This window comes from Streptomyces sp. ITFR-21 (genome assembly GCF_031844685.1).
GTDB lineage: Bacteria > Actinomycetota > Actinomycetes > Streptomycetales > Streptomycetaceae > Actinacidiphila.
The window spans coordinates 1,803,380-1,819,666 of sequence record NZ_CP134605.1 but is presented as its reverse complement, the minus strand read 5'-3'; the positions used below and the strand labels follow the sequence as shown (position 1 = coordinate 1,819,666).

The window sequence follows — 16,287 nt, the reverse complement described above, 5'->3', positions numbered from 1 at the left end:
GTCCCCCGCCCGCGCCGGCCGTCGTCCCCCGTCCCCAGGGCGCACTCCCGCACGCCTCGGGGTCAGGTCAGGGCCTAGTCAGAGCTCAGTCAGAGCTCAACAGGAGCCCACCAAGGGCCCCCGGAAAACGGTGTGCCGGGGCCTTTGGCACGGGGATATGGTCACCCGGCGCGGCGCGCCCACCAGGGCGGGCCGGCATCTCCTCGGGGGGGCCATGAGAAGAAGCGGAAAATCCCTGGTGATCGCGGCGGTCGTGGCGGCACTCGGCTGGACGGGCGTACTGCCCGCCGCGGCGGCCGGCCACGGCGGACCCGCGGGACCGACCGCGCACGGCAGGCACACGGGACCGGCCGGCCACGGCCGACCGGCCGCCGGGAGCGGCGGCCTGACCGTCACGGCGCTGTCGTTCGAGCGGCGGACGGTGGACGCCAGGTCCGGCAGCGCCACGGCCACGCTCCGCTGGACCATGCGGTCGTCCAACGCCGCCGCCTCCGGGTTCGGCGGCGAGGTCCACCTGCGCCGGCTGTCCACGGCCACCGGCGGCTACCTCGGCACCGAACTCGCCGCGTCCTACTCCACGGACGGATCCCTCGACGGCAGCGTGGCCGCCCTGCCCGGCGGCACCCCGGCGGCCACCACGTACACATGGACCGTCGCCGTACCGCAGTACGGCGCCACCCGCCACACCACCTGGGCCGTCTCCGAACTCACCGGCTCCGACGGGGCCGGCGGCAGCGCCGACCTGACGGCACCCCGACTGTCGGCCTTCCCGCGCACCTTCACCGCCGTCACCACCCCCGACAGCGGATACCCGAGCCTGGACGCCGTCGCGCTGTCCGGCACCGGGGCGAGCGTGTACGCCGACCAGCAGGGCGCCGCACTGCGCTACACCCTGGACAGCCAGGAGGGCTACTCCGGCGTCCACAGCGGCCGGATCACGGTCCGCGGCCCGTCCGGGCAGACCGCCACCGGCGGCTTCTCCATCGGCTGGGACTGGAGCGAGGGCTACCAGGGCTGCGGCTACATCGACTGGCTCCAGCACCAGCTGCTGAGCTGCCGGGTGACCGTGCCGCTGCCGGCCGGCGCCGAGGAAGGAGACTGGACGGTCACCGAGGTCGACCTGACCAGCAACGCCGGGACCACCCACGCGTACACCGGGCTGTCCGAGGTGCCCGTGCACGTCACGTCGAACGCCGTACTGAGCGCCGACTCCATCGCCTTCGCCCCCGGCCAGGTCGACAGCTGGCAGCGCACCATCCAGACCTCGGCGCTCACGCTGCGCGCGTACGGCGCCCGGGACGGCGTCAGTTCGGTGCGGATCACCGACTGGAGCCCCAACTCCGGCTGCCTGCAACTGTCCACCACGCCCACCGTCGCCGCGGACGGCTCCCTGTCGGTGCCGGTACGGGCGCTGCCCGGCCTGTTCTCCTGCGGCGTGAGCGGACTGGTCGTCACCGACGGCCAAGGCGACCAGGCGGTCTACGGCGACGCCTACGGCGCCCCGCCGGTGAGCGCGACGCTCACCAACACCCCCGACACCGTCCCGCCGACACTGGACGGCGCCGCCACCCTCACCCCGGCCACCGTGGCGGCGGACGACCACGCCACCCAGATCGCGCTCACCCTGGACGTCGCCGCCTCCACCGCGGGTGTCAACGGCTACGACCTCGTCCTCAAGGACGCGGCCGGCACCCTCGTCCCGATCTCCTCCGGCGGCCTCCCGCTGACCTTCAGCGGCCCCCTGACCGTCTACTTCACCCTCCCCTGGGACTTCACCCCCGGCACCTACACCGTCGGCGTCCTCCTCCAGGACCAGGCCCGCAGAACCGCCGCCTACGACTACCCCTACGGCACCGCCACCCAGCCCCTCCCCGGCGGCCCGGTGACCCTGACGGTCACCCCGTAACCCGCGGCGCCCCGTACCCCCGGCCCCCGGAAGCCGTCCGCTTCCGGGGGCCGTGCGCCCGCCGGCTACTTGACGACGGTCAGCGGCAGGAGTTTCTTGCCGGTAGGGCCTACTTGTGGCCACGTGTCGAACTGCGGGCACACCCCGCAGTCGAAGCAGGGGGTCCAGCGGCAGTCGTCGACCTCGGTCTCGTCGAGGGCGTCCTGCCAGTCGGCCCAGAGCCAGTCCTTGTCGAGGCCGGAGTCGAGGTGGTCCCAGGGGAGGACCTCCTCGGCGGTGCGCTCGCGGGTGGTGTACCAGGCGAGGTCCGGGCCGGTGGCCGGGAGGGCGGCGGCGCACGCGCGCATCCAGCGGTCGTAGGAGAAGTGCTCGCGCCAGCCGTCGAAGCGGCCGCCGTCCTCGTAGACCGCGCGGATCACCGCGCCGACCCGGCGGTCGCCGCGCGACAGCAGGCCCTCGATGATGCCGGGCTTGCCGTCGTGGTAGCGGAAGCCGATGTTGCGGCCGTACTTCTTGTCGTCGCGGATCGCGTCGCGCAGTTTCGCCAGCCGCGCGTCGGTCTCTTCCACGCCGAGCTGCGGGGCCCACTGGAAGGGCGTGTGCGGCTTGGGGACGAAGCCGCCGATGGAGACCGTGCAGCGGATGTCGTTCTGGCCGGTGACCTCGCGGCCCTTGGCGATGACCCGCCTGGCCATCTCGGCGATCTGCAGGACGTCCTCGTCGGTCTCGGTGGGCAGGCCGCACATGAAGTAGAGCTTGACCTGCCGCCAGCCGTTGCCGTACGCGGTGGCGACGGTACGGATCAGGTCCTCTTCGGAGACCATCTTGTTGATGACCTTGCGGATCCGCTCGGAGCCGCCCTCGGGGGCGAAGGTGAGGCCGGAGCGGCGCCCGTTGCGGGTGAGTTCGTTGGCGAGGTCGATGTTGAAGGCGTCGACGCGGGTGGAGGGCAGCGACAGGCCGATCTTGTCCGCCTCGTAGCGGTCGGCCAGCCCTTTGGCGATGTCGGCGATCTCGCTGTGGTCGGCGGACGACAGCGACAGCAGGCCGACCTCCTCGAACCCGGTGGCCTTCAGACCCGCCTCGACCATCTCGCCGATGCCGGTGATGGAGCGCTCGCGCACCGGCCGGGTGATCATGCCGGCCTGGCAGAAGCGGCAGCCGCGGGTGCAGCCGCGGAAGATCTCCACCGACATGCGTTCGTGCACGGTCTCGGCGAGCGGGACCAGCGGCTGCTTGGGGTACGGCCACTCGTCGAGGTCCATGACGGTGTGCTTGGACACCCGCCACGGCACGCCGGAGCGGTTCGGCACCACCCGGGAGATGCGGCCGTCGTCGAGGTACTCGACGTCGTAGAAGCGGGGCACGTACACCCCGCCGGTCCGCGCCAGCCGCAGCAGCAGTTCGTCCCGGCCGCCCGGACGGCCCTCGGCCTTCCAGGCGCGGACGAGCCCGGTGACGGTCAGGACGGCCTGCTCGCCGTCGCCGATCACGGCCGCGTCGATGAAGTCGGCGATCGGCTCGGGGTTGAAGGCGGCGTGCCCGCCGGCCAGCACGATCGGGTCGTCGGTGGTGCGGTCCGCCGCGTTCAGCGGGATGCCGGCGAGGTCCAGCGCGGTGAGCATGTTGGTGTAGCCGAGCTCGGTGGAGAAGCTGAGGCCGAACACGTCGAAGGCTCGCACCGGCCGGTGGGCGTCCACGGTGAACTGGGGTACGCCGTGCTCGCGCATCAGCGCCTCGAGGTCCGGCCAGACGCTGTACGTGCGCTCGGCGAGCACGCCCTGCTGCTCGTTGAGCACCTCGTAGAGGATCATGACGCCCTGGTTGGGCAGTCCCACCTCGTACGCGTCGGGGTACATCAGGGCCCAGCGCACGTCTGCGGCGTCCCACTCCTTGACGGTGGAGTTCAGCTCCCCGCCCACGTACTGGATCGGCTTCTGTACGTGCGGGAGCAGCGGTTCCAGGCGCGGGAAGACCGACTCGACAGGCATCTCGGCGACTTTCATCAGCGGGCGGGGGGACTCTCGGGCGGCCCGGTCGGGACCCGGCAGAGGATGACCCTCAACGGTACCCGAGCCGGGGGCCCGGCCGTGCCGGGCACCGGGCCCCGTGCGGGCGCCGCCCGGGGGCCGGCGGGGGCGTGGTACGGAAGCCGGCGGGCGGAGCGCGCCCGGCGGACCGGGCGGACCCGCGGGCGGGCGGCGCCGATCGGGCCGGGCAAAGCGGTGGCCCCGCGCGGCGGCGGCCCGGCACACTGAGGCGGTGCCGCAGCTCATCGCGCCGGACGTGCTCGTCCACCACTCCTTCCTCGCCGCCATGGCCGAGTTCACCGCCGACGGGCGGGGGACCGCGGCGGACAACTCGATCGTCGGGCGCGACCTGCGGATCTGGTCGCGCCGCTGGCACGACCCGGCGGTCTTCGCCGAGTACGTCGCCGAGCAGCGCGCCGAGGCGTCGGCCAAGGGGCACCGGCCCGCGGGGTTCGTGCGGTGCACCAACCTGTGGTGGACCGAGGGTGAGGAGTTCCTCGGCCGAATTGCGGTACGGCACACTTTGACCACCTTCCTGCGCGAGTTCGGCGGCCACATCGGCTACGACATGCGGCCCTCGGCCCGGCGCCGCGGGCACGCCACCGCCATGCTCCGCGCCGCCCTGCCCTACGCCGCCGCACTCGGCATCGACCCGGCGCTGCTCACCTGCGACACCGGCAACACCGCCTCCCGCAAGGTCATCCAGGCGTGCGGCGGGGTCTTCGAGGACGAACACGGCGGCAAACTCCGCTTCTGGGTGCCGACGTCCTTCGGCTAGGGCCCGCCGCCGGGGGTCCTCGCGGTCGCGGGGTCCGGCCCGCGTATGTGCCGCGGTCCGGGCGGGACGGGGCGGACATGGCCTAGGTTCACCCGTATGAGAGTGGAAGGGGAGTCGTCGCGGCCGGGCGGTCAGGACCGCGACCAGGGGCCCGGCCGGGGCGACGGCTGGCTGGTCGTCGCGATCCGCATGCCCGCCCGGGTGCTCGCGCTGGTCGTCGTGCTGCCGGTGCGGCTGCTGTGGGACGTGCTGTGCGCGGCCGGGCGGGCGGCGCGGACGGCGGCCGACGTGCTGGGGCGCCGGGTGCTGTACCCGCCGGCGCGGCTGCTGGCGGTCGCGCTCGCCTGGCTGGTCCGGGTGCTCGCGGTGGTCCCGCTCGCCGCGCTGGGGCGGTACGTGCTGGTGCCGGCCGGCCGGGTGCTGGCGTGGGCGGTCGCGGCGGCCGCGCACTGGCTGCTGGCGGTGCCCGCGGCGGCCCTGTGGACGTATGTGCTGGCGCCGCTCGGGCGTGGGACGCGCTGGTGCCTGCTCGGGCTGGGCGCGGTCACCGCCTGGCTGGTCCGGGTGCTGGTGGCGGTGCCCGCAGGGTGGCTGTGGCGGGTCGCGGCCGTGCCGCTCGGCGTGGCCGCCGGGCTGGTTGCGGCGTTCCTGCTGCGCTGGCTGCTGGTCGTGCCGCTGGTGGCGCTGTGGCGGTACGCCGTCACGCCGGCCGGGCGCGGGGCGCGGTGGGTGCTGCGCGGCGCCTGGCGGGTGCTGGTCCTCCTGGTCGGGGTACTGGTGGTGGCGCCGTCGGTGTTCGTGTGGCGGCGGGTCCTGGTGCCGGTCGGCCGCGAGGTCGGGGCGGCGTTCGTGATGGCCTGGCGGATGGCGGCCTTCGTCTCGCGGGCGGTCGGGTGCGCGATCGGCCGGACGTTCCGGGTGCTGGTCGCCGTCCCCGCGGTGTGGGTGTGGCGGCGGACCGGCGGACCCTTCTTCCGCGCGCTGGGCCGGGCCGCCCGCTGGACCCGGCTGAACGTCCTGCGACCGGTTCGCGAGGCGGTGGCCGACGCCCGCCGGACCGTGCGGACCGCTGTGTTCGGCACTTCCGCGGCCCGGCCGCGCGGGTCGTCCACAGGTGGGCGGACGGTCGGCGAGAGGGTGCCGCGACGCGGCGTAACCTTGGACGAGTACGGGAAGACAACCCATCGTACGAAGGCGACCGCCCGTACGAAGACAACGAGGGACTGAACGACACTGGGCAAGCGACAGCCCGAAGGCCCGCCGCCCGCACCCACGGTGCAGCGCATCCGCCTGCGTTACACCAAGCGGGGCCGCCTCCGGTTCACCAGCCACCGCGACTTCCAGCGTGCCTTCGAGCGGGCGCTGCGCCGCGCCGACGTGCCGATGGCGTACTCGGCCGGCTTCACCCCGCATCCCAAGGTGTCGTATGCGAACGCCGCCCCCACCGGGGTCGGCAGCGAAGCGGAGTACCTGGAGATCGGGCTCGCCCGGACCTGCGACCCGGAACCGCTGCGACGGCTGCTGGACGAGTCGCTGCCCGCCGGGCTCGACGTCATCGAAGCGGTCGAGGCGCACACCGCGGGCCTCGCCGAACGGCTCGAGGCGTCCGTCTGGCAGGTACGGCTGGACGGCGTGACACCGCAGGACGCACGGCGGGCGGTGGCGGCGTTCCTGGCCGCGGACACCGTGGAAGTACAGCGCGGCTTCAAGAACGGCGTCCGCAGCTTCGACTGCCGGGCCGCGGTGACGCGGTTCGAGGTCGTCGGGGCGGACGGCGTGGACGACACGGCGGGCCCGGACCCCCGGGAGGTTGCAGACCTCCTGGAAACCGACACGAACCGGACCGGGGCGGGCCCCGATAGGCCACAGGACAGTGCCTGTGCGATACTGCGGCTGGTTGTGCGGCACTTGACACCTGCCGTGCGGCCTGACGACGTACTGTCCGGCCTCCAGGTGACGGCCGGCCTCGCGCCGCCGGTCCCCGCAGCGGTGACCAGGCTGGCGCAGGGGCCGCTCGCCGAGGGGTCCGGTACGGTCACCGACCCGCTCGCGCCAGATCGCGACGCCGTGGCGGTACCGGCCGGTTCCGCGTAGCTACGGCGTCACGCGTCGCCGACGCACCAGGGAGCCACCCGGGTCCGGCGCCGCTGACCACATGAGACTTTCGCCGGCCCCCTACGGGTGGGCAGGCGAGCGACACAGCAGCTCCCGTGCGGCGCCCGCGCCCCGGAGGCCGGCCCCGCGACCCAAGCGGCCACCGGCCCCGAACAGGACACGGCGCCCGGGAGCACGACGGGAGCAATGCCCGAATGCCCGACCAGACCGATCCGACCACGTCCGGTACGAACCCGGAAACGACCACCGCAGCCGCGGACGAGACCGCGGCGCCCCGCCGCCGTCGGCGCGCCGTCTCCCGGCCCGCCGGACCCCCGGTGGGCGAGGCCCCGGCCGCGGAGGAGAGCGGCGGGACCGCCCCCGACGAGGCGCCGGCCGCGCCGCGCCGCCGGGCCACCCGCAAGACCGCCGCCTCAGCCGCCGAGGGTGCCTCCGACGGCGCCGCCGAGGAGGCGCCGGCTCCGGCGCGGGCCCGCAGGACCCGCAAGACGGCGGCTTCCGCCGAGCCGGCGGACAGCGGCAGCGCCGCCGACACCGCCGCCTTCGACCCCGCGGCCGAGCAGGCCCCCGCGCCCCCGGCCCGGCGCCGCGCCACACGCAAGGCGACCGCGGCGGCGGGCGCGCCCGCCGCCACCCCGGACGCCGTCACGGCCGGGGCGGACGCCGACCCGGCCCCGCCGGCCGCCGCGGAGACCTCCGGGCCGGCCGAACCCGAGGCTCCGGCCGCTCCGGCCCGGCGCCGCGCGACCCGTAAGGCGACCGCTCCGGCGGGCGCCCCCGCGGCCACCGCCGGGAGCGACACCGAGCCGTCGGCCGCGGTCGGCGCGGCCGGCACCACCGCGCCCGAAGCCGCGGCCGGCACCACCGCGCCCGAAGCCGCGGCCGACACCTCCGACACCTCCGACGCCGCGGCCCCGCCGCGCGCCCGGCGCCGCGCGACCCGTAAGGCCACCGCGCCGGCCGGCGCGCCCTCGGCCACCGCCGACTCCGCCGACGGCACCGCCCCGCCCGTACGCGCCGCCGACGCCGGTGACACCGCCCCGCCGGCCGCCCCGCAGACGTCCACCGGCGCGGGCGGCACCGCGGCCGCCGGGGACGAGAGCCCGTTGGGCGACGCCGCGCCGCCGCGTACCCGGCGCCGCGCCACGCGCAAGGCGACCGCTCCGGCCGGCGCGCCGGCCGACTCCGCCGGTTCCGCGGGGGACGTCGGCCTGCCCGCGCCCGCCGCCGCGGACACCGAGCACGCCGGCGACTCGGCGGACGCTCCCGCGCCCGCCGCCGACACGGCCACCGGCGCGGCGGACACCGCCGCCCCTGTGCCCGACACCTCCGACGCCGCGCCCACCCGCGCTCGTCGGCGCGCGACCCGCAGGGCGAGCGCCCCCGAGGGCGCGCCCGCCGCCGCCGAGCCGGTGGCCGGGGGCGCCGCGGCGACCGGCACCGAGCCCGCTGCCGCCGTGGCCGCCGACGCGGCCGACGACACCGACACCACCTCCGACGCGGCGCCCACCCGCGCTCGTCGGCGCGCGACCCGCAGGGCGAGCGCCCCCGAGGGCGCGCCCGCGGCGGACACCGCCGACCCCGGGCCCGCCGCGGGCACCCGTATCGACGGTGCGGAGCCGCCCGCCGCCCGAGGCGCCCGTACGCCTGCCGCCGAGAGCGACAGCCGGGCGAGGCGGCGCGGCCAGAAGGGGAACACGGTCCCGACCTTCTCCGCGGGAGAGGGCTCGCGCAGGCTGCGGCCCGGCGCGCTGGCCCCCCAGGACGACCGTGACCAGCGGGACGACCGCGACGAGCAGGACGGCGGGCAGGCGTACGCCGTGAGCTCGTACACCGGCAAGGCGTTCCGGGACGGCGACGGATGGGGCGTCGAGGTCGAGGACGCCTACGAGATCCGCGGCTACGGCGAGACCGTCGAGGAGGCGACCGCAGAGGCGGCGGCCGCCGTGGCGGAGGCGTTCGGCCTGGTCGCCGGCTCGGTGGCGATCAAGGTTCGCGCCGCCGAGGACGAGGCGCCGCAGGGCCGCGGCCGGCGGCGTGCCGCCCGGCCCGCGGTGGCCGTCTTCCAGCCGCCGGTGTTCCAGGCGCCCGTCACCGCGGTCGCCGTCCCGGCGGCCGAGGACGTGGACGACACGGACGACAGCGCCGACAGCGCCGACGACGAGCACGGCGACGAGCCCGAGGGCCGCACCCCGCGCCGCCGCCGGCGCCGTCGTGGTGGCGCGGGCGAGCCGGTCGCGGCCGCGGCGGTCGTCGCCGACGAGCCCGAGATCGAGGACGCCGACGACGAGTCGGACGACACCGACGAGGGCGTCGAGACCGACGAGGACGAGCGCCCGTCGCGGCGCCGTCGCCGCGGTGGCCGCCGCCGTCGCCGCGGTGACGCGGCCGAGCAGGACCAGGACCAGGAGGACGGTCCGCTCGCGGGCGGGTCGGCCGAGGACGGCGACGAGCCGCGCGAGGAGGACGAGGCCGGCGACGAGGCGGCCGACGACGAGCACGGCGGTTCCAGCTCCAGCCGGCGCCGCCGCCGGCGCCGCCGCCGTGGTGCGGACGCGGCCGGGGAGGACGGCGGCGGTGTCGCCGACGACCCGGAGCGTACGGTCGTCAAGGTCCGCGAGCCCCGCCAGCGGTACGAGGGCGGCACCGGCGTCGACGAGGTGCAGTCCATCAAGGGCTCCACCCGGCTGGAGGCCAAGAAGCAGCGCCGCCGCGAGGGCCGCGAGCAGGGCCGCCGCAGGGTGCCGATCATCACCGAGGCCGAGTTCCTGGCCCGCCGCGAGGCGGTCGAGCGCGTCATGGTGGTCCGGCAGAACGGCGAGCGGACCCAGATCGGCGTCCTGGAGGACAACGTCCTCGTCGAGCACTACGTCAACAAGGAGCAGGCGACCTCGTACGTCGGCAACGTCTACCTGGGCAAGGTCCAGAACGTGCTGCCGTCCATGGAGGCCGCGTTCGTCGACATCGGCAAGGGCCGCAACGCGGTGCTCTACGCCGGCGAGGTGAACTTCGAGGCGCTCGGCCACTCCGGCGGCCCGCGCCGGATCGAGTCCGCGCTCAAGTCCGGCCAGCCGGTGCTGGTGCAGGTCACCAAGGACCCGATCGGCCACAAGGGCGCCCGCCTCACCAGCCAGGTCTCGCTGCCCGGCCGGTACCTGGTCTACGTGCCCGAGGGCTCGATGACCGGCATCAGCCGCAAGCTGCCCGACACCGAGCGGGCCCGGCTCAAGGCGATCCTGAAGAGGATCGTCCCCGAGGACGCGGGCGTCATCGTGCGCACCGCCGCCGAGGGCGCCAGCGAGGAGGAGCTGCGCCGCGACGTCGAGCGGCTCCAGGGCCAGTGGTCGGAGATCCAGAAGCGGGCCAAGGGCGGCAGCAATGCGAACGCGCCGACGCTGCTCTACGGCGAGCCGGACATGACCGTCCGGGTGGTCCGGGACATCTTCAACGAGGACTTCACCAAGGTCATCGTCAGCGGTGACGAGGCGTGGGCGACGATCCACCAGTACGTCGCGAACGTCGCACCCGACCTGGCCGACCGGTTGTCGCGCTGGACGTCGGAGGTGGACGTCTTCGCGACGTACCGCATCGACGAGCAGCTGCTCAAGGCGCTGGACCGCAAGGTGTGGCTGCCGTCCGGCGGTTCGCTGGTGATCGACAAGACCGAGGCGATGGTCGTGGTCGACGTCAACACCGGGAAGTTCACCGGCCAGGGCGGCAACCTGGAGGAGACGGTCACCCGCAACAACCTGGAGGCGGCCGAGGAGATCGTCCGGCAGCTGCGGCTGCGCGACCTCGGCGGCATCGTGGTGATCGACTTCATCGACATGGTGCTGGAGTCCAACCGCGACCTGGTGATGCGGCGGCTGCTGGAGTGCCTGGGCCGGGACCGGACCAAGCACCAGGTGGCCGAGGTGACCTCGCTGGGCCTGGTGCAGATGACCCGCAAGCGGGTCGGCCAGGGTCTGCTGGAGTCGTTCTCCGAGACGTGCGTGCACTGCAACGGGCGCGGCGTCATCGTCCACATGGACCAGGCGACGACGATCGGTGGCGGCGGCAAGCGCGCCAAGCGGCGCAACGGGCGCGGCGGCGGCACGGGTGTGGAGGAGGCGCACGAGCACGAGCATGTGCTGGACGCCGAGGACGCCGAGGACGCCGATGCCGCCGGGACCGACGCCGAAGCGGACGAGCTGCCCGAGCTGGAGCCGCTGGAGGTCGGCGAGTCGGACCTGGTGCCGACGGTGGGCGACCCCGAGGAGGAGTGGTTCGGCAGCGCCGCCGAGGCGGAGGCCGCCGCGGGGCCGCGCGGCCGTACCCGGCGCCGCGGCTCCCGCAAGGCGACCGCCCCGGCGGGCGCGCCCGCGGCGGCGGACCGGGTGCCGGAGACGGCCGTGGTCGTGGTGCCGGTGAGCGAGCCGGACATCGAGCCGGCCGCCGAGCTGGAGGTCTCCACCGAGCCGCCGGCCCGTACCCGGCGCCGTGCCACGCGCAAGGCGACCGCCCCGGCCGGCTCGCCGCCCGCGGCGGAGGAGGCGGTCGTGGTCGTCACGCACGAGCCGGTGGTGGTGGCCGCCGGGCCGGACGCGCAGGTCGCCGAGGTCGAGACGGCCGAGGCGGTGGAAGCGGTGGCGGAGGCCGGGGTCTCGGCCGAGCCGCCGGCCCGTACCCGGCGCCGTGCCACGCGCAAGGCGACCGCCCCGGCCGGCTCCCCGGTCGCCGCGGCTGAGGAGGAGGCGGTCGTGGTCGTCACCAACGCCGCTCCCGCCGAGGACGGTTCGGCCGACGCCGCCGAGCCCGAGCCGAAGAAGCGGGCGCCGCGCAAGGCGGCGGCCAAGAAGACGGCGAAGAAGGTGGCGACCAAGAAGGCCGCCGCGAAGAAGACGACGACGACGGCCAAGAAGACCGCCGCGAAGAAGACGGCGTCCCCCGCCGAGCAGTAACCTCCCGGCGGGCGGGGGCGAACCACCCCCGCCCGCCCGCCCGAGCGCCGCGCCGGCGCGCTCGCCCGGAGGCGGCCCGCTCCAACGCCCGCCCGTCGCCTGGAGGCGGCCCGCCGCGGAGGTTGTTCCCGCGGGCCGCCGCCCGCCCGCTCCAACGCCGCGCGAGCCCGGTCGCCTGCGATGTCCGCTCCTCGCCGAACCGCCTCCGGCGGGCCTGCCCGGGTAGGCCGGCGGCAGCCAGGGCACAGGTCCGAGGCGGGCGCGCCGGGGTGGATTTGACCCTGCCGGAGGCACTCCGTAGTCTTGACCTTCGGCGTTTCTGCGCCTTTCTCCTGAGCACATTCCTCCCGGCGGCCTTCGCGGCGGCAAGGAGAGGCCCCCCTCGCGGTTTACGGGACGGCTGGCATCAGGGGCCCGATTCGAGCGAGAGAGTGAGTTCCGCGTGTACGCGATCGTGCGTAGTGGTGGCCGCCAGCACAAGGTGGCCGTCGGCGACATCGTCGAGGTTGACAAGATTCCCACCGGCAAGGTCGGCGACCCGGTCGCGCTCTCGACGCTGCTCGTGGTGGACGGCGACGCGGTCACCAGCGACCCGTGGGTGCTGGCCGGGATCAAGGTCGAGGCCGAGATCGTCGACCACCACAAGGGCGTGAAGATCGACATCCTGCGCTACAAGAACAAGACCGGTTACCGGCGCCGTCAGGGCCACCGCCAGCAGTACACGGCGCTGAAGATCACCGGCATCCCCGCGGCTGCGAAGTAAGGGACTGAGGAGAGATGGCACACAAGAAGGGCGCATCGTCCACTCGGAACGGTCGCGACTCCAACGCTCAGCGGCTCGGCGTGAAGCGCTTCGGCGGTCAGGTCGTCAGCGCCGGTGAGATCATCGTCCGCCAGCGCGGCACCCACTTCCACCCGGGCTCCGGCGTCGGCATCGGCAAGGACGACACGCTGTTCGCCCTCGCCGCCGGCGCGGTCGAGTTCGGTACGAAGCGCGGCCGTCGCGTCGTGAACATCGTTCCGGCCGCCTGATCCAGGCGCCGTCGAGCGACAGAGCACCATCTCCGAGGGCGGACCCCCTTCCCGGCAACGGGAGGCGGGACCGCCCTCGGCGCGTTAGCACACGTGAGAATCCGCACGATCCCGTACGTAACTGGAGGAAGCAACCATGACCACCTTCGTGGACCGCGTCGAGCTGCATGTCGCCGCGGGTAACGGAGGCCACGGCTGCGCCTCCGTGCACCGGGAGAAGTTCAAGCCGCTCGGCGGACCCGACGGCGGCAACGGCGGCCGGGGCGGCGACGTGATCCTGGTGGTCGACCAGGACGTCACCACACTGCTGGACTACCACCACAGCCCGCACCGCAAGGCCACCAACGGCAAACCCGGCGAGGGCGGCAACCGCTCCGGCAAGGACGGTACGGACCTGGTGCTGCCGGTGCCCGACGGCACGGTCGTGCTGGACAAGGACGGCAACGTGCTGGCCGACCTGGTCGGCCAGGGCACCACGTACGTCGCCGGGCAGGGCGGGCGCGGCGGCCTCGGCAACGCGGCGCTGGCGTCGGCGCGGCGCAAGGCGCCCGGTTTCGCGCTGCTCGGGGAGCCCGGCCAGGCACAGGACGTGGTGCTGGAGCTCAAAACCGTCGCCGACGTGGCGCTGGTCGGCTACCCGAGCGCCGGCAAGTCCTCGCTCATCTCGGTGCTGTCGGCGGCGAAGCCGAAGATCGCCGACTACCCGTTCACCACGCTGGTGCCGAACCTCGGGGTGGTGAACGCCGGTTCGACCGTCTACACGATCGCGGACGTACCCGGGCTGATCCCCGGCGCGAGCCAGGGGCGGGGTCTGGGCCTGGAGTTCCTGCGGCACGTCGAGCGCTGCTCGGTGCTGGTGCACGTGCTGGACACCGCGACCCTGGAGTCGGACCGGGACCCGCTGACCGATCTCGACGTGATCGAGGCGGAGCTGCGCGCGTACGGGGCGGGGCTGGAGGACCGGCCGCGGATGATCGTGCTCAACAAGATCGACGTGCCCGACGGCCACGACCTCGCCGAGATGATCAAGCCGGACCTCCAGGCCCGGGGGTACCAGGTCTTCGAGGTGTCCGCGGTCTCCCACGCGGGCCTCAAGGAGCTGTCATACGCGCTGGCGAAGGTCGTCGCCGACACGCGCGCCGCCCAGCCCGCCCAGCAGTCCACCCGGGTCGTCATCCGCCCGCAGGCCGTCGACGACGCGGGTTTCACGGTGGTCCAGGAGGAGGACGGCCTCTTCCGCGTACGCGGCGAGAAGCCCGAACGCTGGGTCCGCCAGACCGACTTCGCCAACGACGAGGCCGTCGGCTACCTCGCCGATCGGCTCAACCGCCTCGGCGTCGAGGACGAACTCGTCAAGGTCGGCGCCCACGCGGGCGACGGCGTCGCCATCGGCTCCGACGACGACGCGGTCGTCTTCGACTGGGAGCCCTCCCTCGCCGCCGGCGCCGAAATGCTCGGCCGCCGCGGCGAGGACCACCGTTTCGACGCGCCGCGTGCGGCGGTCACCCGTCGTCGTGAGCGTCAGGTGGAGCGGGACGAGTCGGATGAGGAGTTCCGGGGTTTCGATCCGTTTGCGTAGGCGGCGGGGGTGGGGGGCCTGGACGGAGTCCAAAGGGTTCGACCCGTTTGCGTAGGCCGGGGAAGGCGGGGGCCGGGCGGGGCGGGGGTCGGTGGAGGGGCGCGGGGGTGGCGGGGCGTTCGGGGACGTTCGGCGGGATGTTCCGGACCGGGACCCCGCGAATTCACCCCGGTGTGCGCGAGCGAAGCCGACAAATACTACGCTTGGGCGCTTGAAGGCCGATCAGAAGCGAGGGTCCTTGATGGCACGCGTCAGCGTCGTCGTGATCACCTACAACGACGCCGAACATGTCACCACCGCCGTGGAATCGGCCCTCGCGCAGGGTGACGCGATCGGCGAGGTCATCGTCGTGGACGACTGCTCCACCGACGGCACCGCCGAGGTCCTCGCCCCCCTGCTCGCCGCCAACGCCCGGCTGCGCCTGGTGCCGCGCGCCACCAACAGCCGGGGCTGCGGCACCCCCCGCAACGACGGTATCGGCGCCGCCGCCTTCCCGTACCTGCTCTTCCTGGACAGCGACGACGTCCTGCCGCCCGGCGCCGTCGACGCCCTGCTGCCGCCGGCCGAGCGGTACCGCGCCGACGTGGTGGCCGGCCAGGCGATCCGCCGTGAACTGCCCGGCGGCCGGGAGACGGTGTGGGCGCCGCAGCTCTACGACCGCGCCGCCGGTGCCACCCTGCCCGGCACCATCCTGCAGGGCATCGCCGAGCACCCCGAACTGCTCTGGGACACCCTGTCGGTCAACAAGCTCTATCGCACCTCCTTCCTCCGCGACCGCCGCCTCACCTTCCCCGACGGCGCCTTCCACTACGAGGACTTCGTCTTCACCGCCCGGCTCTACGCGGCCCGCCCGCGCATCGTCTTCACCGACGCCCCGGTCTACGTGTGGAACGTCCGCCGCCAGGCCGCCACCTTGTCCATCTCGCTGCGCCGGGCCGACATCGGCAACTGGCGGCACCGGGTGGCCGCCCACCGCGGCGTGGTGGACACCCTGCGGGACGCGGGCGCGTACGGCCTGGCGGAAGCCGCGCAGGCGAAGTTCCTCGACTACGACCTGCCCATGTACATAAGGGAGCTGCCGCAGCGCCCGGCCGCGTACGTCACCGAGTGGTGGCGGTCGGCCCGCGACTACGTGGGCGGCTTCGACCGCGAGGGCGTCGCGCTGGCCACGGTCCCGGCCCGCTGGACGGTCCGTGCGCTGACCGCGCCGGGCGCCAACGACCCCGAGCCCGGCGCCGCCGGGATCGGCCGGCTGGTGGAGCTGGCCGCCCGCCCGCCGCGGCTGATCCCACCGTACGGCACCACGCCGCCGCCGGAGCTGGCCGAGCTGGGCCCGGCGGAGCTCCCGGTGACGGTGGACGCCCGGGTGCACACCGGCACCCACACCCGGCTGGACCTGCGGGTGCACGAGCTCTACGGGCGGCTGGGCGCGCTGCACCCGGTGGCGCTGCGGGTGGAGCTGACCGAGCGGGGCACCCCGAAGGCCGCGATCGCGGTGGAGGCGCCGCTGGTGCGGGAGGGCGGCGGCTGGACCGGCGCGCTGCGGCTGAACACCGCCGACCTCGCCCGCAGCGGCCGGCTCGCGATCTGGCACATCAGCGCCGAGATCCGCTACGCCGGCACCGACCAGCGCACCCCGGTCGAGGTGCGCGCCGCCGACGGCCAGGAGGTACGGCGCGGCGCGGTGGTCCGGCCGACCGGCCAGGTGCTGCTGGTGCAGGCGCACATCACCGCGGGCCGCGCGCTGATCCTGCGGGTCGCCGACGGCGTCCAGGGCGCGCGAAGGGTCGCCGGCGGCCGGCTGCGCAGGATGCTAGGCCGCTGAATCCCATGATGTTCAGACCGGCGACACAGCTGGGGGACAGGAAATCCGCCCAATCTGGACAGCCGGGGCCCGGTGGCCTAGC

General features: G+C 74.8%; 10 protein-coding genes. 9 read left to right on the top strand and 1 reads right to left on the bottom strand.

The window, feature by feature from the left end; translation table 11 throughout:
- The first annotated feature begins 214 nt into the window (after nt 1-214).
- A complete protein-coding gene (locus RLT57_RS08065) occupies nt 215-1,906 on the top strand; it encodes a hypothetical protein (protein ID WP_311296679.1) in 1,692 nt (563 codons plus the stop codon).
- Nucleotides 1,907-1,971: 65 nt separating this feature from the next.
- Here RLT57_RS08065 and RLT57_RS08060 read toward each other — a convergent pair whose 3' ends face one another.
- A complete protein-coding gene (locus tag RLT57_RS08060; protein ID WP_311296678.1) occupies nt 1,972-3,897 on the bottom strand; it encodes a TIGR03960 family B12-binding radical SAM protein in 1,926 nt (641 codons plus the stop codon).
- Nucleotides 3,898-4,168: 271 nt separating this feature from the next.
- Here RLT57_RS08060 and RLT57_RS08055 point away from each other — a divergent pair, with 271 nt between their 5' ends.
- From RLT57_RS08055 to RLT57_RS08020, 8 genes are all read left to right on the top strand, one after another.
- Nucleotides 4,169-4,714, top strand: a complete 546-nt coding sequence (locus tag RLT57_RS08055) for a GNAT family N-acetyltransferase (protein ID WP_311296677.1) — start codon at nt 4,169-4,171, stop codon at nt 4,712-4,714.
- 96 nt (nt 4,715-4,810) lie between these two features.
- On the top strand, nt 4,811-5,941 hold the full coding sequence (locus RLT57_RS08050) for a hypothetical protein (protein ID WP_311296676.1): 1,131 nt from the start codon (nt 4,811-4,813) through the stop codon (nt 5,939-5,941).
- 48 nt (nt 5,942-5,989) lie between these two features.
- Nucleotides 5,990-6,808, top strand: a complete 819-nt coding sequence (locus RLT57_RS08045) for a TIGR03936 family radical SAM-associated protein (RefSeq protein ID WP_311296675.1) — start codon at nt 5,990-5,992, stop codon at nt 6,806-6,808.
- Nucleotides 6,809-7,023: 215 nt separating this feature from the next.
- On the top strand, nt 7,024-11,769 hold the full coding sequence (locus RLT57_RS08040) for an Rne/Rng family ribonuclease (protein WP_311296674.1): 4,746 nt from the start codon (nt 7,024-7,026) through the stop codon (nt 11,767-11,769).
- Between the two features lie 442 nt (nt 11,770-12,211).
- The gene (gene rplU, locus RLT57_RS08035; protein ID WP_311296673.1) at nt 12,212-12,532 is read left to right on the top strand and encodes a 50S ribosomal protein L21; all 321 of its coding nucleotides are present in this window, start codon (nt 12,212-12,214) and stop codon (nt 12,530-12,532) included.
- A 14-nt stretch (nt 12,533-12,546) separates the two neighbouring features.
- Complete coding sequence (gene rpmA / locus RLT57_RS08030) at nt 12,547-12,801, top strand: 50S ribosomal protein L27 (RefSeq protein WP_311296672.1); 255 nt, start codon at nt 12,547-12,549, stop codon at nt 12,799-12,801.
- A 136-nt stretch (nt 12,802-12,937) separates the two neighbouring features.
- A complete protein-coding gene (gene obgE, locus RLT57_RS08025) occupies nt 12,938-14,380 on the top strand; it encodes a GTPase ObgE (RefSeq protein WP_311296671.1) in 1,443 nt (480 codons plus the stop codon).
- A gap of 241 nt (nt 14,381-14,621) precedes the next feature.
- Nucleotides 14,622-16,205, top strand: a complete 1,584-nt coding sequence (locus RLT57_RS08020; protein WP_311296670.1) for a glycosyltransferase family 2 protein — start codon at nt 14,622-14,624, stop codon at nt 16,203-16,205.
- The last annotated feature ends 82 nt before the right edge of the window (nt 16,206-16,287 follow it).